This is a genomic window from Beggiatoa leptomitoformis (genome assembly GCF_001305575.3).
In the GTDB taxonomy this organism is placed as follows: Bacteria; Pseudomonadota; Gammaproteobacteria; order Beggiatoales; family Beggiatoaceae; genus Beggiatoa; species Beggiatoa leptomitoformis.
This window is the reverse complement of the sequence record NZ_CP012373.2, coordinates 3319726-3344069: the sequence shown is the minus strand read 5'-3', so window position 1 is coordinate 3344069 and position 24344 is coordinate 3319726. Positions and strand designations below refer to the sequence as shown.

At 39.5% G+C, this 24344-nt stretch carries 20 protein-coding genes; 11 read left to right on the top strand and 9 right to left on the bottom strand.

Translation table 11 applies throughout. The annotated features are described in order from the left end of the window. The first annotated feature begins 127 nt into the window (after positions 1–127). Both AL038_RS14145 and argE read left to right on the top strand, forming a co-directional pair. Positions 128–424 (top strand): hypothetical protein, encoded by a 297-nt coding sequence (locus tag AL038_RS14145; RefSeq protein ID WP_062153860.1) that lies wholly within the window; start codon positions 128–130, stop codon positions 422–424. Positions 425–427: 3 nt separating this feature from the next. After that, entirely contained in the window at positions 428–1597 is a 1170-nt protein-coding gene (gene argE, locus AL038_RS14140) for an acetylornithine deacetylase (protein ID WP_062153859.1), read from the top strand. Here argE and AL038_RS14135 read toward each other — a convergent pair. Then, complete coding sequence (locus AL038_RS14135; RefSeq protein ID WP_083991537.1) at positions 1583–1954, bottom strand: Mth938-like domain-containing protein; 372 nt, start codon at positions 1952–1954, stop codon at positions 1583–1585. The two genes, argE and AL038_RS14135, sit on opposite strands and share 15 nt — an antisense overlap. Positions 1955–2084: 130 nt before the next feature. Here AL038_RS14135 and AL038_RS14130 point away from each other — a divergent pair, with 130 nt between their 5' ends. The 4 genes from AL038_RS14130 (at position 2085) to AL038_RS14115 (ending at position 6034) form a co-directional block, all read left to right on the top strand. Further along, positions 2085–3314, top strand: a complete 1230-nt coding sequence (locus tag AL038_RS14130; RefSeq protein WP_062153855.1) for a tetratricopeptide repeat protein — start codon at positions 2085–2087, stop codon at positions 3312–3314. Between the two features lie 99 nt (positions 3315–3413). Continuing rightward, positions 3414–3857 (top strand): hypothetical protein, encoded by a 444-nt coding sequence (locus tag AL038_RS14125; RefSeq protein ID WP_062153853.1) that lies wholly within the window; start codon positions 3414–3416, stop codon positions 3855–3857. A 25-nt stretch (positions 3858–3882) separates the two neighbouring features. Then, positions 3883–5358, top strand: a complete 1476-nt coding sequence (locus tag AL038_RS14120) for a UDP-N-acetylmuramoyl-L-alanyl-D-glutamate--2,6-diaminopimelate ligase (protein ID WP_062153851.1) — start codon at positions 3883–3885, stop codon at positions 5356–5358. A gap of 1 nt (position 5359) precedes the next feature. After that, positions 5360–6034 (top strand): urease accessory protein UreF, encoded by a 675-nt coding sequence (locus tag AL038_RS14115; protein WP_062153849.1) that lies wholly within the window; start codon positions 5360–5362, stop codon positions 6032–6034. Between the two features lie 115 nt (positions 6035–6149). Here AL038_RS14115 and rfaD read toward each other — a convergent pair whose 3' ends face one another. The 3 genes from rfaD to ssb form a co-directional block, all read right to left on the bottom strand. Beyond that, complete coding sequence (gene rfaD, locus AL038_RS14110; protein WP_062153847.1) at positions 6150–7097, bottom strand: ADP-glyceromanno-heptose 6-epimerase; 948 nt, start codon at positions 7095–7097, stop codon at positions 6150–6152. A 12-nt stretch (positions 7098–7109) separates the two neighbouring features. Next, positions 7110–8549, bottom strand: coding sequence for a bifunctional D-glycero-beta-D-manno-heptose-7-phosphate kinase/D-glycero-beta-D-manno-heptose 1-phosphate adenylyltransferase HldE (gene hldE / locus AL038_RS14105; protein WP_062153845.1), 1440 nt, complete (start codon positions 8547–8549; stop codon positions 7110–7112). Between the two features lie 179 nt (positions 8550–8728). After that, positions 8729–9241 carry a single-stranded DNA-binding protein gene (gene ssb, locus AL038_RS14100; protein ID WP_062153843.1) on the bottom strand — a complete coding sequence of 171 codons (513 nt, stop codon included), beginning with the start codon at positions 9239–9241 and terminating at the stop codon, positions 8729–8731. 448 nt (positions 9242–9689) lie between these two features. Between ssb and AL038_RS14095 the strand changes: the two genes are divergently transcribed. Beyond that, on the top strand, positions 9690–9998 hold the full coding sequence (locus AL038_RS14095) for a DUF485 domain-containing protein (protein WP_062153841.1): 309 nt from the start codon (positions 9690–9692) through the stop codon (positions 9996–9998). After that, entirely contained in the window at positions 9998–11677 is a 1680-nt protein-coding gene (locus tag AL038_RS14090; RefSeq protein ID WP_101539173.1) for a cation acetate symporter, read from the top strand. The genes AL038_RS14095 and AL038_RS14090 overlap by 1 nt, the downstream gene beginning before the upstream one ends. 91 nt (positions 11678–11768) lie before the next feature. Here the strand turns inward: AL038_RS14090 and AL038_RS14085 are convergent, their stop codons facing one another. Then, positions 11769–12266 carry a hypothetical protein gene (locus AL038_RS14085; protein ID WP_062153839.1) on the bottom strand — a complete coding sequence of 166 codons (498 nt, stop codon included), beginning with the start codon at positions 12264–12266 and terminating at the stop codon, positions 11769–11771. 162 nt (positions 12267–12428) lie between these two features. Between AL038_RS14085 and AL038_RS14080 the strand changes: the two genes are divergently transcribed. The 3 genes from AL038_RS14080 (at position 12429) to AL038_RS14070 (ending at position 15650) form a co-directional block, all read left to right on the top strand. Beyond that, positions 12429–13424, top strand: coding sequence for a cytochrome-c peroxidase (locus AL038_RS14080; RefSeq protein WP_062153837.1), 996 nt, complete (start codon positions 12429–12431; stop codon positions 13422–13424). Between the two features lie 367 nt (positions 13425–13791). After that, positions 13792–14898: a Card1-like endonuclease domain-containing protein gene (locus tag AL038_RS14075; RefSeq protein ID WP_062153835.1), complete on the top strand. Its 1107-nt coding sequence runs from the start codon at positions 13792–13794 to the stop codon at positions 14896–14898. A gap of 104 nt (positions 14899–15002) precedes the next feature. Further along, positions 15003–15650 (top strand): hypothetical protein, encoded by a 648-nt coding sequence (locus tag AL038_RS14070; RefSeq protein WP_062153833.1) that lies wholly within the window; start codon positions 15003–15005, stop codon positions 15648–15650. Here AL038_RS14070 and queG read toward each other — a convergent pair whose 3' ends face one another. The 4 genes from queG to AL038_RS14050 form a co-directional block, all read right to left on the bottom strand. Further along, positions 15651–16700 carry a tRNA epoxyqueuosine(34) reductase QueG gene (gene queG, locus AL038_RS14065; RefSeq protein ID WP_062153831.1) on the bottom strand — a complete coding sequence of 350 codons (1050 nt, stop codon included), beginning with the start codon at positions 16698–16700 and terminating at the stop codon, positions 15651–15653. It abuts the gene before it with no gap. Between the two features lies 1 nt (position 16701). Next, positions 16702–20835 (bottom strand): response regulator, encoded by a 4134-nt coding sequence (locus AL038_RS14060; protein ID WP_062153829.1) that lies wholly within the window; start codon positions 20833–20835, stop codon positions 16702–16704. Positions 20836–20907: 72 nt separating this feature from the next. Further along, the gene (locus tag AL038_RS14055) at positions 20908–21819 is read right to left on the bottom strand and encodes a hypothetical protein (RefSeq protein ID WP_062153827.1); all 912 of its coding nucleotides are present in this window, start codon (positions 21817–21819) and stop codon (positions 20908–20910) included. A gap of 178 nt (positions 21820–21997) precedes the next feature. Next, the gene (locus tag AL038_RS14050; RefSeq protein ID WP_062153825.1) at positions 21998–24121 is read right to left on the bottom strand and encodes a hypothetical protein; all 2124 of its coding nucleotides are present in this window, start codon (positions 24119–24121) and stop codon (positions 21998–22000) included. Positions 24122–24344: the final 223 nt, after the last annotated feature.

Sequence of the window (24344 nt, the reverse complement as noted above, 5' to 3'; positions counted from 1 at the left end):
AGAAACGTCATAATAATGGTAATTGATTTACACAGATTATTATTCAACCGTTTGTGAAATTTGTGAAAGTAGCATGGATAACACTGTTTTAATTCATGTTATCTATTAAAACAAAAGGGATTAAACTATGTCAGCGACATCCTCTAGCTTTAAACACTATATTCTATTGGGATTAGGTTTAACATTTTTTTGGTTATTCAGCATCTTATTTATGTTGGAATTGGATTTACGCTTATTACAAATTATGACACCTAGCGAACTTGGGAATGTTATTTATGTATTAAGTGCGCCTTTAGTTTTCATGTGGTTAGCTATTGGTTATTTACAAATCATGGATGATTATAAAAAAATGCAAAAAGAATTAGTAATTCTCCGTCAAATGTTTACCGATTTAAAACAGCGTTTAGACAAAATGAGTGATTAAATAATGTCATCCATTCCGCCTATTAGTCAGTCTTTACTGGCGCAGTTAGTTGCATTTGATACGACTAGCCGACACTCAAATCTACAATTAATTGAGTTTGTACGTGATTATTTAGCACGTTGGCAAATTGACTCTACATTAACATTCGACGATAACAAGAAAAAGGCTAATTTATACGCTACGTTAGGTAAAGCACGTGTTGGTGGTGTCTTACTGTCAGGACACACAGATGTTGTGCCTGTAGATGGACAAGATTGGCAAAGCAACCCTTTTCAACTCTCCGTACAACAAAACAAATTATTTGGACGGGGCAGTACAGACATGAAAGGTTTTATTGCTGTGTGTCTTGCCTTTGTACCTTATTGGATAGAACACGCCTTAATAACCCCTGTTCACTTAGCTTTTTCTTATGATGAAGAAGTAGGTTGTTTAGGGGTACGACGTTTAATTGCAAATCTTGCGGAGCAACCCATTAAACCTCGTTTATGTGTGATTGGTGAGCCTACCAATATGCAGGTTATTCGCGCACATAAAGGTAAAGTTAGCGTGCGTTGTCATGTACATGGACAAGCCTGTCATTCTAGCTTAACGCATCAAGGGGTTAATGCGGTTGAATATGCCGCTGAAGTAATTAGTCAATTAAAAAATATGGCACGCCGTTTTCGTGATGAAGGCCCTTGGGATGAGGCATTTGACCCGCCTTATACCACCGTTCATACAGGTAAAGTGCAAGGTGGGATTGCCTTAAACATTGTGCCTGAAACCTGCACATTTGAGTTTGAATTCCGTTACTTGCCCGAACAAAACGGACGACAATTATTAGCCGAGATTATTGAATATGCCGAGCGAAAACTGTTGCCAGAAATGCACATGGTGGCAAAACAAACGGGGTTTCGTTGGGAAGAAATGGCTGCATTTGCAAGCCTAGACACCGCAGAAACCGCAGAAATTGTAACGCTGGCAAAACAACTTATGAATACTAATCAAGTAGGTAAAGTCAGTTTCGGCACAGAGGGTGGATTATTTCAACAAGCGGGTATTTCAACCGTTATTTGTGGACCGGGTAGTATTCAACAAGCGCATAAACCCAATGAATTTATCACCCAAGAACAACTTATTTTATGCGAGCGTTTTATGCAACGTCTAACAAACGAGGTATTAATGAAACAGTAGTGCCGCAGCTACATCACGCCCTTCAGCAACCAGAATATTAAAGGTGCGACAAGCCGCGTACCTGTCCATCACTTCTACACCAATTCCTTGCTGAATTAAGGAAGATAATATTTCTGTGGGTGGAAAACGCAATTTGTCGGCAGTTCCTAACAAGACAACTTCAGGTTTCCATGTCGTCAATAAGCTAAAGTCTGCTATTGTTAAAGCTGCAAACGCCGTTGCTGTCCATATTTCAAGCCGTTTTGGCATGACTAACAAATTGTCACAATATCTCTTTTCTCTAATTGTTACACTGTCGTGATCATAGGCTTGTACAAAATAGATATTGTCTGCACCGTCTAAATGTAATTTCATCATTACTCCCTGTCGCACATATTCCTGTAAGACTTGTTAAGGGTTACAGGTAAAGTCTGTTTAAATCGTACTATATAACCTTATAATTGATAGTTCACCATTTTTTTAAAATACGGCTTAAGGGTCATACACAATGCAAATTAAGATGGGTTCTGATCCAGTCTTTAAAGATAGGATTGTTGTTGCAAATCAAACACCAGCACGTAAATATATGCTTCTACTCACCAGTAGTGCAATTGTGATTGGTATCATTAGCGCGATTTTATATTTTGTCCCCATCATGTCTATGTGGGATACACCTGACGAAACCGCTTCTACGAACATAACAACTGATACAAAAAGCAGTTTTACAAAACCATCTCAAACAGTAATGCCACCGTTAAAACCAGTGGAAGTTGCTAAACAACCAGCAAATTTTGTTGAAAAACCCCCAGCCACCGAACACGCTAGCGGAATGCCTATTGCTCCGACCAAACCAGTCGACAATAAATCCGCAACAACAACGACTGAACCGCCAAAAGCCAGCACAGAAACAACCGTTGCAGAAAGTTCACCAACGGATAATAAACCCGTAGAAACATCCACAACAACGCCTGTTGCTACACCTACGCCTCCTCCCGTACCAAGCGATCCCATTGCTGATTTAGTCAACAAAGCGCAAAAACAAATCGAACGTACCCGTTTAACCACGCCTGAGGGGGATAATGCGTTTGAAACGTACCAAGCGTTGGAAAAAATTTCGCCAACAGAGGCAGAAAAAGTTCGCGAGCAAATTATCAGTCGTTATTTAGAACAGAGCAAACGCGCCGTAGAAAGAGGACGCATTACTGTTTCTGGAGGGGCTTATGAAATGTATCGTAAACTCGGTGAAATTGCTCCCGATCATAAAGAAACACAAGGGTTAATGGATGCCATGCTCAATGCCCTTCAAAAACGTGCCTCTGTCCAAATGCAAAAAGGGGATTTACTCTCACCCGAAGCAAACAATGCTTATGCGACTTATCAAGAAATTATTACGATCTACCCCAGTAGCGAAATGGCTAAAGTACTGTTACAAGACTTATTAAAAGCCCTCGTTAGCAAAGGCGACCAACAAGTTATTCAACGGAAATATTTAACCCCAGAAGGCGATAACGCCTACGCAAGCTACAGTAAAGTATTAGAAATTTCACCAAAAAACAAAAAAGCAGAAGAAGGCATTAAAAATATTGTTAAACAATATCAAATCCACGCAACAACCAAGCAAAAACAAGGGGATTATAAAGCCAGCCTTAGCTATATTGATGCAGGATTACAACTCAATCCTACAGATAAAACCCTGCTAGAATTGCGCAAAAAAGCAGAAGCAAAATTGAAACGTTGATTCTGCCACCAAGGTGAACAGTTTTATCCTCTATTTTTAACGAGATATGATTGTATTGCTACTCACTTAAGGCAACCCTGACACAGGATTTCTGTTGACATGCCACTATGGGATGATTTTATAGCATTATGTATCAGCCTGTTTGTGCCTGTACAAGCATTCATAAAAAGTGCTTTTACCTCATCAGGGTTGCCTGTTAAGCAACTTGTAACGATTTTAGTCATTGTTGCCATTACCTTAGGCTTAGCAAAAGCACTGCTGTTTTTGCTCAAGAATACGATAGAAATACTTCAGCGATTGGTGGAAATTTCTATCATGTTACTAAAATTACTCTCGGTGATTGTCGGAACTGTTTTTGTAATCGCGTTATTTAAAACATTGTTCGTTCCGCCTAATTCTACTTGTGGGTTAATACGAGAATTGCCTTTTGTCCGATGCGTCCCTATTTCCGAGCCAACACCAGCCCCCGTAACCCCTGATAAGCTACCCCAGTCATTATCCAAACCTGTAAAACCAGAGAATAATAAACCCCCTTCTAAATAACATTCACTTACAAGCAACCAGCAATATGTACCTATCCGATTTATTAAATAACAAGCAACTTTCTCAACAAAATAATCCGTTGATTAAGGGATTAAAACTGGACAGTCGTCATGTACAAGCGGGTGATTTATTCTTTGCACTGGCAGGGACTAAAATTCATGGAGAACACTATATTGCTGATGCCATTGCACGTGGTGCCGTTGCGATTCTTAAAGAAGCACCGCTTTCTCGTTTAGAAATCTTAGCAACAGAAACGCCTTGTTTATCAATCCCACACTTAAGCCAACACCTTGGCGAAATTGTCGCCCGCTTTTATAAACACCCTGCAAAAACAATGCGTGTAACAGGGGTAACAGGCACAAATGGTAAAACATCCGTCAGCCATTTTATTGCCCAATTATTAAGCCAACAACAACCAGCAGGTTTAATCGGTACATTGGGTTACGGCTGCTATGGCAACCTAGAAAATATTCACTATACCACCCCAGATGCGTTGCGTTTACAAGCCATTTTTGCCGAATTACGGGATAAAAACGTCCATGATGTTGTGATGGAAGTCTCCTCACATGCACTGGTACAAGGTCGTGTGAATACCATTCCTTTCAAAACCGCTGTTTTTACGAATTTAAGCCGTGACCATTTGGATTATCACCAAACAATGGAAGAATACGCCGAAGCAAAACGGCTTTTATTTCAATGGGAAGGTTTAGAAACAGCGGTTATTAACATCGATGACCCCATGGGGCGCAACTTTTTAGCCCGCTTACCTAGCGAAGTTCGCTGCATTACTTATGGGTTAGAAACAGATAATATTATGAATAAACCCATGATTTCTGCAACGATTTTAAACCGTGACTTGCGTGGATGCACCTTAGAAATAACCACTCCTACGGGACAATATCAGGTTGCTGTTCCTATTTTTGGGCAATTTAATATCAGCAATATACTGGCAACTATTGGTGTATTACTGAGTTATAACATCGCGATAGAAAATATTTTACCGTCTCTGTCCACCATCACGCCTGTTGCTGGACGCATGGAATATTTTAGCAACGCACACAGCCCAACGGTCATTGTGGATTATGCCCATACCCCTGATGCCTTACAAAAAGTGCTTTTAACCTTGCGTACCCATTGTAAAGGGCAGCTTTATTGCGTGTTTGGTTGTGGTGGTAATCGTGACCGAGGAAAACGTCCTTTAATGGGGGAAATTGTCCAAGCTATTGCTGACCAAATGATTATTACTGATGATAACCCACGACACGAAGAATCTAATGTTATTATCAAAGATATATTAAGAGGTTGTAACCCTAATGCCCCTGTACAACCCACGATTATTCCCAACCGTGAACAAGCCATTCATTATGCGATTCAACAAGCCATTCCAAACGATATTGTATTGATTGCAGGTAAGGGGCATGAAGATTATCAAGAGATTGGTTCGGAATATCTGCCGTTTAGCGACCGTGCATTAGTTCAAGAAATTTTATCAGGACAATAAAATGCACCTTGCGCCCTTGCTCCATCTTTGCCACCTTGTCAGCCCTACATTGCCCATCGGCATGTTCGCTTATTCGCAAGGGTTAGAATCGGCCATTCAACAAAAGTGGGTTGTTGATGAAGCAAGTGCGCAAGCATGGATAGCAGGTTTACTGCAACATACGCTAAGTCATTTAGACCTTGCCGTGCTTGTGCGATTGTATAGGGCATGGCAAACAACAAATCAAACACAAGTTGAATATTGGAATAGTTATTTATACGCCTCGCGGGAATCCGCAGAACTCCGCGCTGAAGACCGCCACTTAGGGCAAACATTAGCTAGATTATTAACCACACTAGAACTACCACAAGCCTCTATTTATTATCAAAAAGATACCCCAGTTTGTTATGCCACTGTATTTAGTTTAGCCGCTGTACACTGGCATATTCCTTTAGAGGAAACTTTAATGGGTTATGCGTGGAGTTGGTTAGAAAATCAAACGATGGCAGCCGTTAAACTGATTCCATTAGGACAAAGTGCAGGACAACGTATCTTATTAACAACACAAGCTATTATCCCACATTGTGTCGAGCATAGTTTGTCATTAACTGATGCGGACATTGGCTTTTTTGCGCCTATGTTGGCCATAGGCAGTGCTTTGCATGAAACGCAGTATTCTCGATTATTTCGCTCTTAAAAATATTAAAACGGATACTATCAATAGAACTGAATCAGAACTTACTGAATTAACAGGATAAGGGGAATTAACGGTTTTAAATTCTGATAATTCTGATTCAGGCAGGCTTTCAGGCTCAGATTTTATTGAGCCAATCTAAATATAAACGTACACCTTCCTCAACGGTTTTAAACGGTTGTTCGTAGCCTATTGCACGTAAGTTGCTGATGTCGGCTTGTGTAAAACTTTGATAACGTCCCTGTAAATGTTGTGGAAAGGGAACATATTCTATTTGCCCACGACCATGCCATGCTACGACCGCACGAGCAACCGCATTAAAACTTTGACTACGTCCTGTCCCCACATTAAAAATACCTGATTTATCCCGATTTTCAAAAAACCAACAATTTACATCGGCAACATCTCCAACATAAACAAAATCCCGTTGTTGTTCCCCATTGCCATAACCATCACATCCTTCAAATAAGCAGACATTACCCGAATTAATCACTTGATTATTAAGATGATATGCAACGCTGGCCATACTAGCTTTATGCTGTTCCCGAGGACCATAAACGTTAAAGTAACGTAAGCCAACAATTTGTGAAGGACTGGTTTCTAAACGGGCGCGGACATAATGGTCAAAGAGAAATTTTGAATAGCCATAAACATTTAAAGGGGATTCATAGGAAGGTTCTTCTTTAAACGTTGTACCACTGCCGTAAACAGAGGCACTAGACGCATAAATAAAGGGAATTTTGCGTGAAAGGCAAAAATGTAGCAGGGTTTTGGAATAAGCAAAGTTGTTTTGCATCATGTATTCGCCATCCCATTCAGTCGTGCTAGAACAAGCACCCAGATGAAAAACGGCTTCTACATTATTGCAAACGTGTTCATTAGATTGAATTCGAGTTAAAAACCCTTTTTTGTCTAGGAAATCGGCAATAGTGCAGTCAACTAAATTTTTAAACTTTTCCCCATTTTTGAGGTTATCTACAACCAGTATTTCTTCATAACCCTTATTGTTTAGGGTTTTAATGACATTGCTACCGATAAAACCCGCCCCACCTGTGACAATAATCATGCCTATCCCTCGTTACTTTTCTAAATTTATTTGGCTATTTTGTAATGCCTGTAGCGTTGCAGTTGTTGAACATCCTGCAAGATAATCTAATACCAATACTTTACCGCCATTGTCCAATACACAGCGACCCCCTGCAATTTGGTCAATTTGGTAATCTCCGCCTTTGACTAAAATATCAGGAAGTAATTGGCAAATTAAAGATTCTGGTGTGTCTTCACTAAAAGGGATAACCCAGTCGACACAATCTAGCGCACTTAAGACAGTCATGCGGTGTTCTAAGGAATTAATCGGACGGCTAGCCCCTTTTAGGCGACGTACAGAGGCATCATCATTCATTGCCACAATCAGGCGGTCACCTAGTTGCCGTGCTTGAGATAAATATTGTATGTGTCCTGCGTGGAGAATATCAAAACAACCATTAGTCATAACGATACGTTCTCCATTAGCGCGGGCGATATTTATAATCTTTTGTAATCCATAAAGGGTCTGAATCGCTTGGCTATGTGTGATATGCAATGCGGTTTCTAACTCGGCGATGCTCACGGTAGCCGTGCCTAGCTTGCTGACGACTAACCCCGCCGCATGATTCGCTAAAGTCGTCGCTTGTCCAAGTTCCATGCCTGCGGCAAGTCCTGCGGATAAAACCCCTATGACTGTATCACCTGCACCAGTGACATCATAAACATCACGGGCATGAGTAGGTAAGTGCAGAGCGGGTTGTGCATGTCGTAACAAAGTCATGCCTTTTTCACTGCGCGTGATGAGTAACGCATCTAGTTGTAATTGAAGCCGTAGGTTTTCCCCACGTTCTACAAGGACTTGCTCATTACAACAGTGTCCTACAATCGTTTCAAATTCGGACAAATTCGGCGTGATAATCGTCGCGCCACGATATTTTGTAAAGTCTTGTCCTTTAGGGTCAACTAACACGGCTTTATGAGCTTGACGAGCAAGTTGAATGAGCGACTGCGGGTCGGCTAACACGCCCTTACCATAATCAGATAAAACCAACACATCAACATTAGCCAGACAATCTTGAACTTGTAACAATAAAACTTTATCTTCCGCTAACAGCGTAAATTTTTCCTCAAAATCTAGGCGGATAAGTTGCTGATGACGACTTAATACACGGAGTTTAGTAATCGTTGGAATATGCGCAAGACGATGTAAACGACAAGCAACTTTTGCTTGTTGGAGTAAATTTTCTACCGTATTAGCAGCGGTATCATCCCCTGTAACACTGATTAACGTTGCTTTCGCGCCTAATGCACTAATATTTAAGGCAACATTACCAGCTCCACCCGCTTGCTCCGTTACTTGTTGAATATGTACAATCGGAACAGGGGCTTCAGGAGAAATACGGGACGTTGCACCATGCCAATAACGGTCCAACATCACATCACCAACAACCAACACACGCGCAAGGGAGAAATCAGGTAAAGAAACAGTCATGAAAGTTAGGTCAAGGTCAGCTTGGATTAAAAAAGAAAATAATCTGCAATGATGCTTATTATTGATGTCTTATTCATTAACGCAGAAGCGTAAAATTACCACACAATTAATAATAAGGTAGAAATACATCCCACCGTATTTCTACACATCACTATACAAAATAACGGATGTTTGTCCCTTTAAAAAGGAATGTCATCATCAAAATCGCTGGGGGGAGGACTGCTCACAACAGGGGGACGATTTGCTGGCGCGGGTGTTGTCCGTGTTGCTGTTGGCGGTGCTGCTGACTCTGTTACAGGGGCGGGTGGCGGTGCATAATTACTCGTGTTTTGCGCGTAGTCGGCTGATGAGGAATCACTACGTCCTCCTAGCATATTCATTTCTTTTGCAATAATTTCAGTTGTATAACGGTCGGTCCCGTCTTTATCTTGCCATTTGCGGGTTTGTAACCGTCCCTCTACATAAATTAAAGAACCTTTACGTAAATATTCCCCCACAATTTCAGCCAAGCGGTCAAAAAAAACCACGCGATGCCACTCGGTACGTTCTTGTTTTTGCCCCGATTGTTTATCTTTCCATTGCTCGCTGGTTGCAATACTAATATTTGCCATTGCAGAACCTGCCGCACTATAACGAATCTCTGGGTCATTACCCAAACGACCCACTAAAATGACCTTGTTGACACTAGACATTCCTATTCTCCTAGTAAAGTTATCAGGTTAATGGCAAAAGCGTCTTTTCATTTTGTCCATTATTTATAAGACTACTTTATTATTAACAATCTGTTATATAAATCTGCTTATAGATTCTGATTACCATTATAATGTATGGATAAACAGTATAAAACCGCCATTATGCAATTTGATGATTGACCACCAATTACAAAAAATTGGAGATAAAAAATTTTCTTGACTATTTTAATCAGGTTTTGTGTATTGCATCGTTTTTTTTAACTCTGAAATAACGGGTCATTTTTTTACCCTTAACTTACGTTAGGTTCGCTCACAGATTAGTTTTTTTTATGCAAAAATCTGATTGCCAAAAAAATCTTTTCCAGATATATTAAGAACGTTAATTCTAATCATAATTAAGCCTAAATAGCTTATCAAAAACAGTTATTTATCACAAAGGAGACCTCTAATGCAAGAAAGCATTGTCGAGAAAGTCAGAAACAATCCAAAATATCAACGATTAGTCAAAACGCGGAGTTTTTTGGGGTGGTTTCTGTCAGCAGTTGTTTGCGCTATTTACTACGGTTTTATCCTTGTTATTGCACTCCACAAGGATTGGTTAGGAACCCGTATTAATCCTGATGAGGTTATCACTTGGGGTATTCCCATTGGTGTTGGCGTTATTGTTAGTTCATTTGTACTAACAGGGGTTTATGTTCTTATTGCAAACTCATTATTTGACAGATTGACCAGAGAAATCAAGGAGGATATTAAGTAATGCGCAATCTTACACTATTTGCTATTTTCACAACCCTGATGCTGGGTACGATGGCAGCTTTCGGGGCAGGTGATTTAGGTGCTGTTGAAAAACAAGCGTTAAACATTCCTGCGATTGTTATGTTTTTCGTCTTTGTGGGTGCAACACTGGGCGTTACTTACTGGGCAGCACAAAAAACAAAAACCGCAAAAGATTTCTATACGGCTGGTGGTGGTATTACAGGGTTTCAAAATGGCTTAGCCATTGCGGGTGATTACATGTCAGCGGCATCCTTTTTAGGGATTTCTGCGATGGTGTACACCAAAGGTTTTGATGGTTTAATTTTCTCTATTGGTTGGTTAGTCGGTTGGCCTATCGTTTTATTTTTAATTGCAGAACAACTACGTAACTTAGGTAAATATACCTTTGCGGATGTGGTCTCCTATCGTTTATCACAAAAACCTGTAAGAACCATGGCAGCATGTGGTTCTATCGTCACTGTTATTCTATATCTCATTGCACAAATGGTTGGTGCAGGTCAATTAATTCAATTATTATTCGGCTTAGAACACTATCAAGCTGTTGTATTAGTTGGCATATTAATGGTGATGTATGTAACTTTTGGTGGTATGTTAGCAACAACATGGGTACAAATCATTAAAGCAATGTTGCTGTTAACGGGTGCAACATTTATGGCTTTCATGGTACTGCAAAAAGTTGGCTTTGACTTCAATACATTATTCTCCGAAGCCTCTAAAGTTCACAAGGAAGGCGATAAGATTCTAGCCCCCGGTGTGTTAGTCCACGACCCCATTTCTGCTATTTCTTTGGGTTTAGGTTTAATGTTCGGTACAGCGGGTTTACCACATATTTTAATGCGTTTCTTTACTGTGCCAGATGCGAAAGAAGCTAGAAAATCCGTATTTTATGCAACAGGCTTTATTGGTTACTTCTACATTTTAACCTTCATTATCGGTTTTGGCGCGATTCTGTTTGTTTCAACCGATCCTCAATACTTAGTTGATGGTGATGTTGCTAAAGGTGCGTTAATTGGTGGTAGTAACATGCCTGCGTTACATCTGGCCCATGCAGTTGGTGGCAATATCTTCTTAGGCTTTATTTCTGCTGTTGCCTTTGCAACTATTCTTGCAGTTGTTGCAGGCTTAACCTTAGCAGGTGCATCCGCTGTTTCTCATGATTTATATGCAAATGTCTTCTTTGCAGGCAAATCTAATGAAGTGAGTGAAATGCGCGTTTCAAAAATTACAACCTTAGTATTAGGTATTATTGCCATTTGGTTGGGAATTGTGTTTGAAAAGCAAAACGTCGCCTTTATGGTTTACTTGGCCTTTACTGTGGCGGCAAGTGCTAACTTCCCCGTGTTGTTCCTCTCTATTTATTGGAAAGGATTAACAACGAGAGGTGCAACCATTGGTGGATTTGTGGGCTTAATTGTTGCGGTTGTGTTAGTGGTTTTAGGCCCTACCGTTTGGGAAGCAACCTTAGGTAATCCTAAAGGTTCTGCACCATTTGGTTATGCTTATCCTGCCTTATTCTCTATGGCTGCCTCATTCTTTACCATTTGGTTGGTCTCTATTTTAGACACCAGCGAGCGTGCAAAGATTGACCGTGCTGCGTTTGATGCACAAGATATGCGTTGCCAAACAGGTATTGGTGCTGAAGGGGCTGTTTCTCACTAAGATAACGCGAATTTACTTCAACTATCCCTAAAAAGTAAATTCCCCTTAAAAACGCGACTTTCACAAGAAGTCGCGTTTTTTTATGTCCGTTTTACGCGCGTACTTTCCATGTAGGATATCCTAACATATCAAGTAATTGATGTTCAATCAACCACATTTTTGCATCAGTAGCATCTTCTTCAAACCATGCTTGGCTTGACCCTAAACGAAAGGTATAACCCCATGCATCCATATCTGCCCACATACGGGCTTTATCCATTGTAGGAATATAATCAGCCAACACAATCTGTAAATAACATACACCATTTTCTTCTATATATTCGCCTCCTGCGTCTGTATGTAATTCATCACGACGTTGTTTATCCATACAAATATAATGACATGCTTCATGTAAAAGAGAATGAATCGGTGTGTCAGGACGGACATAAACTCGATTCTGTACTAAACCCGCTTCAGCTTCTCCCCAATAACTCCCTTCAATGATAGCTCCTTTTTCTAACATAATTAATGTTATTCCAAAACGTGCTAATAGTTGCTCCAAGGCTAATAAAGGTACATCTATACAAGTTAAAACATGATGATTGTTCATAATGCGTTAATAATGAATTAAGAAAAATAGTTTATTGTGTCTTATGCCTATTTCGAGTTATATTTAGACTCAGTCTAAATACTCAATAAGCTATCGTTATATTGTGCAAAACCACGAGATTATTGAATCCCTATTTTTAACGACCTGTTAAGAGGAAATAATATGCAATTTAACACATTAATATTGGCTACCTTAACCGCCAGTGTGTTAATACAATCGGTCTTTGCCGACGAACCCATTCAACCAATTACCCCCGCAAAATCCATTAATGCGGCTCAAGCAGAGTTGGGCAAAAAACTGTATTTTGACCCACGTCTCTCTAAATCAGGTTTTATTTCCTGTAATTCTTGCCACAACTTGAGCATGGGCGGCACGGATAATTTAACAACTTCCATTGGACACAATTGGCAACAAGGTCCTATCAACTCCCCTACCGTGCTGAATGCCAGTATGAATATTGCGCAGTTTTGGGATGGACGTGCGGCTGATTTGAAAGCACAAGCAGGCGGACCAATTGCCAATCCAAAAGAAATGGCATTCACTCACGAATTGGCCGTAGAGGTTTTAGCTTCTATACCTCAATACGTAGCAGAGTTTAAACAAGTCTTTGGTACAGAGAAAGTAACCATTGATGAAGTAACGCAAGCCATTGCAGAATTTGAAAAAACACTTGTTACGCCAAACTCTCGTTTTGACCAATGGTTATTAGGCAAAAAAGATGCATTAAGCGCAGACGAACAAGCAGGCTATAAGTTGTTCAAAGAAAGTGGCTGTGTTGCCTGTCATAATGGGGCTGCTGTAGGTGGTAGCTCTTTCCAAAAAATGGGATTAGTTGAACCCTATAAAACAGATAACCCAGCAGAAGGACGTAAAGCCGTCACAGGTAAAGATGCTGATCGCTTTTTCTTTAAAGTGCCAACACTGCGCAACGTAGAATTAACCTACCCGTACTTCCATGATGGCGCGGCAAAAACATTAACCGAAGCAGTCGATACCATGGGACGGTTACAACTGGGTAAGAAATTTACTGCTGAAGAAAATGCCAAGGTTGTCGCCTTCTTAAAAACGCTTACAGGTGAACAACCTAGCTTCTTAATCCCCATATTGCCACCTTCTGGTGACAAAACACTACATCCTCAACCATTTAACGAAAAGTAAACATTTTTATCGTTACGCATAAATTCGTTACCTGCAAATAGGTCAACTAGCCTACCTTCAAAAAGGTGGGCTAGTGGTGTTTACCAGTTGCAATGAAAACCAACCTATAATCCCTTAGTCACACCCCAAAAGACCCGTTAAATTTATAAAACTTAGCTGGTCTCTGCTTTACATTAAATATCTCGCCAAGCTTCGTGCTTTCATAAATACCACCAAAGCTTTATGTACTTCTATATTTCCTTTATAATCAGGGCTGATGCAATTGTACTCCTCGCAACTGCATCATTCCTAATAATTTCGAGATAATCTTGAGGTGATACTTCATAACATTGCTTATAAAAAATTAATTTTGAGGGGTTTTAAAAAAATGGCAATACTACGTTGTGCAAGTTGTGGGTATTTACGAGAGGTTGCTAATCAACATATAGCTAGAACGGTTGCCTGTCCACTGTGTAAAAAAACTGCTCAAGTACATGATACAATTGTTTTAATTCAAAAACTGACCGATAAAAATAAAGAACTCAAACAAATCGCCCTTACCGCCCGCGCAAAAGCCGCTGAAACTATCGCGGCAACGAAACCACAAAGTAATAATATTGGAGCCTTATTCAATACGTTCAATAATGGTGAAAGCGCGCAATTAAAATCACCTAAACCCACATCTACTGCACAGGCACTGGACAAAGGTTATGCGTTTTCCCACAAAAATGATTTTCCGTTTGAAAATGATTTAGATAGTTTGCAAAACTGGTTCAAGTCCCGCCAGATTGCGCTAACCCTTGATGATCAATTAATGGATATTTCAGGCTATTTTGACGAAGTTGCGGTAGAACTTGGAGACAATTACGCCTTACTCAACAAACTAATTGCCTCTATCAAAAGATTACAAACTAAAGAAAATGCACGCTTGTGCTTTCATTTCGGTCATTATTCTGAAGTAGAAATTAAAAAATTAAAAGATTTTATTCAGTTGCTTTATAAATGTGCGTTTATTACCCGCTATAACATTGACAATAAAACAAAAGACCGTGTTTATTTATCATTACAACCTGCACGAAAAATTGTCAATTTTTTCAATGGCGATTGGTTGGAATGGTACATATTTATGAAAGTGACCTCATTATTATGGGAAAAGCGGGTAAAGTTTGGTTATTTTCGAGGCGGAAAAATTAGTTTTCCAGACAATGAACGAAATGAAATTGACTTGTTCTTCCTGATACAAGGTAGTATTCCTTTATGGATTGAATGCAAGTCGGGCGAGTTTCGCGATTCCTTATATAAATATCAGCAATTACGAAAACGCCTGCGTTTAACCCACTCAGAATCGATTTTATTTGTGTTGGGAATCAGCAACGAAGAAGCCGAAAGTTTAAGCCGTTCTTTTGACATGACCATTGTCAATGAAACCCTTTTTTTAGCCGCGCTTTCAAAAATGATGGGAGTAGGCATTACGCAGTCGACTAAAATAGCCTGAAAAATCAGCTCAATTTTTATAACGCAAATACATCACCATCAGGTCATATCGAGTTATCCTAAACCGAAAAGCACGGATTTATTGCACACGTGGGCGGAGATAACATGAACACAATAGACGTTGATAATAAACTAAAATTAGAAACACAAGCGCAACGCGATGCGGCATCGGATACATTGCGCGCCTTACGCTATTTATTACAACGATTAAAAATGGAAAATCGTAAAAACTGGTCGATGGCGGAATTAACCGAGCTTATTGATACCATGCTAGTCGAGATTTCTACAGGGGTCACAGAAGAAGATAAAGAACGCTCAGTTTATTTGAAAAAGGGCGAAACCGCTTTTTATCAAGGTGTTGACCGTCAACAAAATCCTTATCAGCTACATACCCTGCAACGTACTTGTTGGGATACAGGTTGGCATGATGCTGAACGTAATAAACGTAAACCTGTCGCCACACCACTTGCGACTCCTCAAAAAGCCACTGCTTGTGGCACAACGCCCCCACAACGGCTCTATAAAATTCAGTTAAAAGAGTCTTCACAAATATTAGAATGGAATGATGTTTTTCACCAATATGCAAAACAAGGGGGTGGCAGTTTGTATGAGAATTATGAGGATGCGGTTGCGAATGCTGAGCGATTACAAAAAAGCGCGAATGGCATGGTGTCTGTTGTCGTTGTAAAACCCAATGCGGCTGTTGCACAATTAAATATGATAGATATGCCACTAGAAAGCAAAACAGAATAATTACCTCTGTAATCGTTGTAATGCCCATTCAACATGCTCGCGCACAATGGTCGATGGGACTGATAAACGCTGTTGTAAACAGGCAATAATGTCTGTCGTTGGGGTAGCATTTCCCAATGCAACAGCGATATTACGCAACCAACTTTCATATCCAATGCGACGAATAGCACTGCCTTCCGTCTGTTGCAAAAATTCGGCTTCAGTCCAGTTAAATAAAGTTATCAACGGCGGGTTAATCAGTGCTTGACGGGGTAAAAAATCACTTTCTGTTGTCAATTGTGCAAAGCGATTCCATGGGCAAACCAACTGACAATCGTCACAGCCATAAATGCGATTACCGATTAGTGGGCGCAACTCAATAGGAATACTGCCCTTAAATTCAATGGTCAGGTAAGCAATACATCGTCTAGCATCCAGTTGATAAGGCGCAATAATTGCCTGCGTTGGGCATATCGTCAAGCAAGCCTGACAACGTCCACAATGGGCATTGACAGGAACATCCACGGGTAAGGGTAAATCTACATAAATTTCCCCTAAAAAAAAATATGACCCTACTTGACGATTGATAAGATTAGTATGTTTACCTATCCAACCTAATCCCGCTTTTTCTGCTAAGGGCTTTTCTAATACGGGCGCGCTATCAACAAATACGCGATATATTTGTCCATCAATTTCTTTTGTAATACGTATGGCTAACTGTTTTAAACGTTGTCGTAATACCTTGTGATAATCGCGTCCTAAGGCATAGCGGGAAATATAAGCACTTCCAGATTGATTTAACACCGCCAACATTTGCATTTGAGATTCGGGTAAATAGTCCATCCTCACGGAAATAACCCGTAAAGTATCAGGCACTAATTCAGCAGGACGACTGCGTTTTGTGCCATGCTTTGCCATAAACGCCATGTCACCATGATAACCATCATTAAGCCATTGTATTAACGTTTGTTCTGCTGTCGTTAGGTCTATATCACTAATACCTACTTGCTGAAACCCCAGTTCGATACCCCATTGCTTAATATTTGACGCAAATACGTTGTAATCCAACATATTAACGATATAACCATACACGCATTAACGATAATAACTTATCAGTATCAACAGGTTTCGTTAGATAATCATTAGCCCCCGCCTCAATACACTTGGCCTTATCGCCTTTCATGGCTTTTGCCGTTAATGCAATAATGGGCAATTTACGGAAACGCAACTGTGCTCGAATGGCACGCATTGCTTCATATCCATCCATTTCTGGCATCATGACATCCATCAAAACCATAGAAATATCAGGATTCAAGCTCAACATGTCCAGCCCCTCTTTCCCATTTTCGCTGACTAACACCTGCATATTCTTGTTTTCTAAAACTGTCGTTAATGCAAAGGTATTACGCACATCATCATCAACAATTAACACCTTTTTATTAGATAAAATAGCTTCTTTATCATGTACTAAACGTAACATTTTACGTTTTTCATCAGGTAACTTTTCTTCTATCTGATGTAAAAACAATGTTGTTTCATCCAATAAGCGTTCAGGCGAACTCACCATTTTTACGGTCAGGTTATCCTCATAACGACGCAGCACAATTTCTTCATCAACTGTCAACTCGCGTGCCGTGTATAAAATCACAGGAATTTGAGATAATCGCTCGGTATTGTGTAAAAACGCCAATAATTGCAATCCCTGCCCGTGTTCTATATCAATATCAACAATCAAACAATCAAAACGATTATTCAGTAAGCTTTCCTGCGCATCAGTTAATGTCTTGATAAATAGAGATTGCACATCACTAGAACTCACCAATTGTTGGATTTCTGCTTGACGAACATCACTATCGACAACAACCAATAAGGTTTTAAGGGTTTTATCAATAAACCGCTCAATTTTCTTAAAAGCTTCACCTAATTCGCTCAAACTAATAGGCTTTAATAAATAACCGATTGCCCCCATTTTTTTCGCTTCCCGCTCTTGGTCTGCACCTGACATAAAATGTACAGGAATATGACGGGTTTCAGGGTTTTCTTTTAACCGCTCCATAACCGTCCATCCATCCACTTTAGGCAAGCCTACATCCAAAATAATGGCATGGGGTTTATAAGTTTGGGCAAGTTCTAAACCATCCTTACCATCCTCAGCAACCAAACATTTGAAATCCTTTTCACGGGCTAAATCCATTAAAATCTTTAAAAATTTTCGGTCATCCTCAATGATAAGGATAAACTTATCATTGGGTTTCAATGCGTAACGGTCATCACTTAAATTATCATCTGTCACCGTTGTTTTAGGCGGTTCTATATTTTGACTGACAGAACCCGACAATTTATCCATGCTATGAATCCCCGAATTATTATCATCCGATGATACGGGCGTGGAATTTTTTGTTGCGATTGTCAAGGTGGGTGGCGTTTTACTGGCGGGCTTTCCGTCTAAACGTTCAGGCAAATACAGGGTAAAACAACTGCCCTTGCCTTCCTCACTTTGCAAACAAATCTCTCCCCCTAATAAGCGCGATAATTGCCGAGAAATCGACAAACCTAACCCAGTTCCTCCAAATCGACGGCTGGTTGTTCCATCAGCCTGTTGGAATGCTTCAAAAACAATAGCTTGCTTTTCTTTAGGAATGCCAATCCCCGTATCTGTTACACTTAACGCAATGGTTCTGCTAGGAATAAGATTGATTCTTTCCAGTGCTTCCAGCGATTGCGAGGGACGGACAACCGATAAAGTAACACCACCTTCTAAGGTAAATTTAAAGGCATTCGCCAGTAAATTATTAATGATTTGTTTTAAACGATGGGTATCTGTAAAAATTGTATCGGGTAATGGCTCTATAATATCGATACTAAAGCGTAATCCCTTCTGGTCGGCAATGTGTTGAAACTTTAAGCGATTAGATTCAATCAGTTCTCGTAATGAAACCTCTTCAGGATGCGCTTCAATTTTACCTGCTTCTACCTTAGATAAATCCAAAATTTCATTGATTAGATTGAGTAAATCTGCTCCTGCGCCATTGATGGTTTTCGCATAATCAATCTGTTGTTGCGTTAAATTACCCTGTGGATTTTCTATGAGTAAATTTGACAAAATAAGCAGACTATTTAAGGGAGTACGCAATTCATGCGACATATTGGCAAGAAACTCAGATTTGTACTTACTGGCAAGTTCTAACTCATGCGCTTTGGCTTCAATAGCGGCTTGCGCTTTTTCCATGTTAATATTTTTCTTGCGAATTTCCTCTTTTTGCACTTCTAATTCACGAGCGCGAATTTCCAGCTCATCATTCGTTTGACGCAATTCTTCTTGTTGGGTTTGCAATTCTTCCGATTGACTTTGTAATTCTTCATTCTGTGTTTTGAGTTCTTCTTCTTGCATCCGACTTTGCAACAGCAATTGTTGCATTTTTGTGCGCGATTCCGCTGTTGTTGCGGCAACAGCAATATTGGGCATAATTTGGTTAATAAAGTCTATTTGTAACGGCGTAAACGCATCAAATGAGGCAAGTTCAATCACACCACACAATACGTTTTCATACAAGAAAGGTGAGACCAATAAATGTTGGGGCGTTCCCGACCCTAAACCACTTTGAATAACAACGTAGTTTTCTGGCGCGTTGGTAATCACAAAAGATTTTTTCTCTAATGCCGCTTGTCCAACAATTCCTTCTCCCAATTTAAAGACGTTATCCGCATTTTTCCGCCACACAAAAGCATGGCTAGCTAATAGCTTAAGCGTTTGATTATTTTCTTGATAAATATAGACCGCACCAACTTGTGCATTAACATAAGGGGTGAGAAAATTAATTATATTTTCAACTAATTTTAAAATATCTTGCTCACCACTGAGCGTTTGGCTTAATTGCATTTGCCCTGTTTTCAACCAGTTTTGTGCGTCATCCTGTTGTTTCGCCGTGCGTAAAAACGCGGTCATTTCTCGCAAAGAACTACCTAGCTGGTCTTGCTCAGAAAGCAATTCTATTTCAGTGGAATAATCACCGCTTGCAATGGCTCTTGTCCGTTCTATAACCGTGCGGATGCTGTTTTTTAATAGTCTGGCAGATTCTACTAACTCGCCCAACTCATCAGTTGATTGATATTCAACGTTTTTAACTGGCAATTGTCCCATTGCCAATAGCTTCATGTGCTGATTAACTTGTAATAGTGCATTTAAGGGACGACGTGTTACAAAATTTGCCACAATAATGATAATTATCAAAATAATGGCAGCTACGCTAAAAAGTAATTGTTTGAAAGCCAATAAATCTTTAAGGGCCAGTGCTTTATTTGTTTGTTTGATTAAAAACCAGTAGTCATCAACCACATCAGGCAAAGGATATACCGTTGTAAAACTGGTGATAAAATTATTATCAACAAAATAACCAGTTGTTGTTTTGTCTTGCATCTCTTTGAATAAAGCAGGGTAATCTTGAGCAAATGTTTTGTTATTAACAACTTTATCTATATTAGAATCATAAAGATAACCACCTTTTTTATTGATTAATAAGTAACTATCTTCTTGACTGTTCTCTTTAAGCGCGTTTGTTAAGAAATTCATGTTGAACTGTAATACAATAATCCCTTGAAAAACATTATTTTTATCAATAATAGGCATTGCGTAATACAACATATTTTCTTTCTGTGTTGTGTTATCAATTACTAATTTATTTAAATAGACTTGTCCTGCCTTCAAGCCGAGCGTGTGTTGAAAATAACTATCCATTTTACGATTTTGCAACTCAGCATTTGTGGCTAAGGTGGTTTTCTCATTTTCTTGGTTTTTATTGACACGAATTAGTTCCATACCATCCGCATCTAAAACTTGAATTTGCGTGTAGTAGCTTGAGGCATCTAAGAAGGAAAATAATAAATGTTTAGTATTTTTTTCCCATTCGGTACGTTTGTAAGGTTCATCGATGCTACGCCATTGAAAATAAAAAGTGACTGCGTAAGAGGAAGATAAAAAACGTAAATCGCCAGGTATGTTGCTCAAATAATTAACCAGACTTTCACTGGTTTTTTTAACATCTTGTTCACTCGCGGTAATAATTTTTTCCGTCATAACCGTTGATGAAATAAAATATCCATAAGAACCACTAATTAAAAAGGGCAAAATTGCCGTTATTAGCAATAATGCCCCTAATTTACGATCGATACCCAAACGGGTGATGTAACGAAAATAGTTGCCAGTCATTTTTATATCCTTTGGTAGTTTTTCTGTTTTTATTTTTCTGTCACGAGTTAATATCAAAATGATATATCAACACTAAAATTTGATAACTTTTAATCGTTGAATATCCCATTGAATAATTCTTAGTATATCAGATGCTTGTTTGTCATTATAATGTTGGGCAGCTGGTGTAATGAAGTAAGTTAATCCCAAACGGGCTTTAATCGGTTGTAACTCTGCTAAAACAATCCCCAATGAACTAAACACTTCTGTTTCTGATATATTGTTATTTATTGATTTTGAGGAATAAACATAATCGTTCAGTTTTAACTTGTCTAAATTAAAATGGGTTTGTAATCGCTGTAATTCTCGTAACAACACTTGAACGGCTTGAAATGTTTGTTCTAAGGTTGCCGTTGGGTCAGCCAGCGGGGGATTGGTTGTATCTTGCACTTCTAAGGCATCTAAAATAACGCTTATGTCATCATGTACACGTATGGTTTCGGCGAACACTTGTTGTGCATTAAAAGGTGCTCCCGTTAATAAATCCATTTCGTAGGAAAGATGATTTAAGAAATCATAGTTATCCATTGTAGTGTGATTGGAAAAAGTAGGCAGTAACGATGGCGGTGTTTGAATATCAAAATGGCGTTTTAGTAAATCAATTTCTGTTGCAATCCGTATGACTTGTCCGTAAACAACTAATGGTTTCATTTCTTCTTCGGGTTCTCGGGAAATAATGCTCAGCGATGGTAAGCCATTTTTTTCTCTAAACATGTTAATTTTTAACATAATTTGATATGTTTTCTGCCACACGTGACGCGGATATAGAGCTACTTTTGTTTCTGGCTGAATTGCATTTTTTTCAATATTAAAGTGTTGTTTTAATAAATTAATATCTTGTGAAATTTTATAAATTTCGATATACACTTCGTTGGGAGTGATTTCTACTGCTTGTGCGGGTAGTATAAATAGGAATAGGTAAAAATAAGGAAAAAAATAGCGCATGTTATTATCCTGTTTTTTCTGGTTCTAATTTGGGAAACAACGATAATCATTTTAACAAGTGGACAGTTTAAATAAAAAAGCGGTTAATACATACAAAAAATGATAGGTGCGAATAAATTCGCACCTTTACTTCATCTACTGCATCAGGTCTAACAGGGATAAATCCGTTGCTGCTGTTTTAATTTAATGGCACTTTAGCATCATCATCAAAACCATCGCCTTCTTCATCTAACTGTAAATCAATTTCACCACTATCGCCCGTCCAATTTGTAAAACTAACACGTGCTGTTGCATTGGCGGGAACAGCAACATCATCTTTTTTAAATGTTTTACGCCCGTTATCGTCAACACGCACAATGTTAATATCGTAATCGTCTTCGTTTCCATCCTCATCTTTTACCAATAGCGCACCATTATCTATGGTAAAAGTAACTTTCTTACCTGCGTCTAAACTGATACCACCGACATCCACTGTATAACCCGCTCCAGTATTGTTTTCAGGGTCAAATGCCATAAAAACATTGGGCGTTTCACCATCCGCACTGGCAATAAAACTCAGTTCCTTGCCGTCAGGACGCAGTGTAATCATCAGTATCTCGTCAGGATCAAGGTAAATTCCTTCAAAACCAACAACAAATCCGGGTGCTGTCACAGATAAATCTGTTTCTGACTCCTCAGAATCTCCTTTACCGCTGATTAATATAACAATCGGCTCATTATTATTGGGGTAAGGAATAGAGATTTGGGGGGGAAGGTTTTTGCCTAACCCCGATTTACCATTCACTTTTTGTGCCTGATCAATCTCATTAACGGTTTCTCCCGACAGAGGGTCGTAACCAACACGTCTGCCGTCAGCAAGTTGTACCATCAATGTCCCCTCACCCGTCATGGCAAAGTCCAACATCTTTGGTGCAGAGGTTGCGCGCAAGGTGTTGGTTGACGTTGTTTCTGTGGTACAGAAGGGGCAAGCAAATTTGCCTTCTCGTACTGTTTGAGGCGTTAATTCTAAAGTGAGTGTTTCCGCGCTACCGCGATAATCTGAAGCGGGTTCATCTGGGCGAGTTGCCCCCCCTTCATATACCCATGTTTCCGCGCTTTTATCAACCTTAATAACACGATTGTTATCATTGGGGAAATTATTGTCATAGACATAAATCCAGAATTCGGTTTCGCTTTTTTTCTGAACTGCGTAAGGCGTAACGGCATGACCGCCCTTATAACCAGGTTGGTAAAAACCCACGCTATAGACAACATTATTATTCATACCATCAATTAGCGTTTGTAAAACTTCTGAGGGTTTTTTACGAAAACTTTGCGTAGCAGCAGATACTTCTTCAAGAAATTGCGTTACAAAATAGTAGGCAATGTAATTACGGACAGCATCTTTCCCTACCTCATAAGTAGTATTTGTCCCTGCTTGAAAATCGGAAGGAATGCGTTTGCCCTTAAACTCTAAACTTTGCCAGAGGCGCAAACTGGTCACTGCCATCCCTTCACAATGTCCACCATCCATTCCCTTGATTTGTTTATCCATCCATTCTTGCGCCGTCGCATTTAATACACAATCTCCCGTTACAGAACGACACACTTTTTCGCGCCCAAACAAAGCAATCATGTCTTCTGCGCTCATATCATTGGCTGATTGAGCATCGTTGCCATAGTTTTCAAATCCATACCCGTTGGGATTTGGACGGAAACTATAGCTGGCGAAAAATTCGCCTGTTGGGCTGGGTGATGCTTCATTGGGGTTAATGCGGGCTGCAATCGGCTCGGGATTGGTAACGAGTTTTTTTGACCCATCTTCATTGGTTAATACATAACCGAAGTAAATATCTAATAATCCTGTTGCAACAAAATTACCTTTGTATAAAGATACTTCTTGTGTTTCTGCTAAAGTAACGGTGTCAAATGCCGCCAGATTTTCCAGTTTATGGTCCCATAGTGGGATATCAAATCCACCATCTGGTGTTTTCCGCAACATGAAGTAATATTCTGCCCCTGTCGGTTCGAGTTTAAAGGCGGCATAGACAACAATATCCGCCGTTTTACCCACATCCGCAGGGTCAACTTCAATAGTTCCTGTAATATTGACAGGCTCTGCTAATTTCAACGCGGCTGATAATGCGCTTGTATTTGTCCCAACAGCAATGCCCCCTTTAAATAGACTGGTGACATTGCTATGTAAACCTGCACTATCCGTTGCTTTACCTTTACCCAACTCAGGCAATGCCTCCGCCTGAGCGATTGTAGAAAATCCCCATAAAGCGACAGACAAACTCACAAATAAAAGTTTATATTTCATGTTTCATCCTAAGCATGAATAATAAGTTTTTAACGAAAAACTTACTTCATCTCATATAAGGTTAAGTAACTATTTATAATTAATTTTTTAGAAGGGGTTTTGACAAAATTTAATAGCAGTCCAATAACTACTTGTATTTTTATTTTCATCAAAACTATTATAAATAACGTCATTTTCGCTAACGTCCTTCTATTTTGGCAAAAGATTAACTTTTTGCTAATAA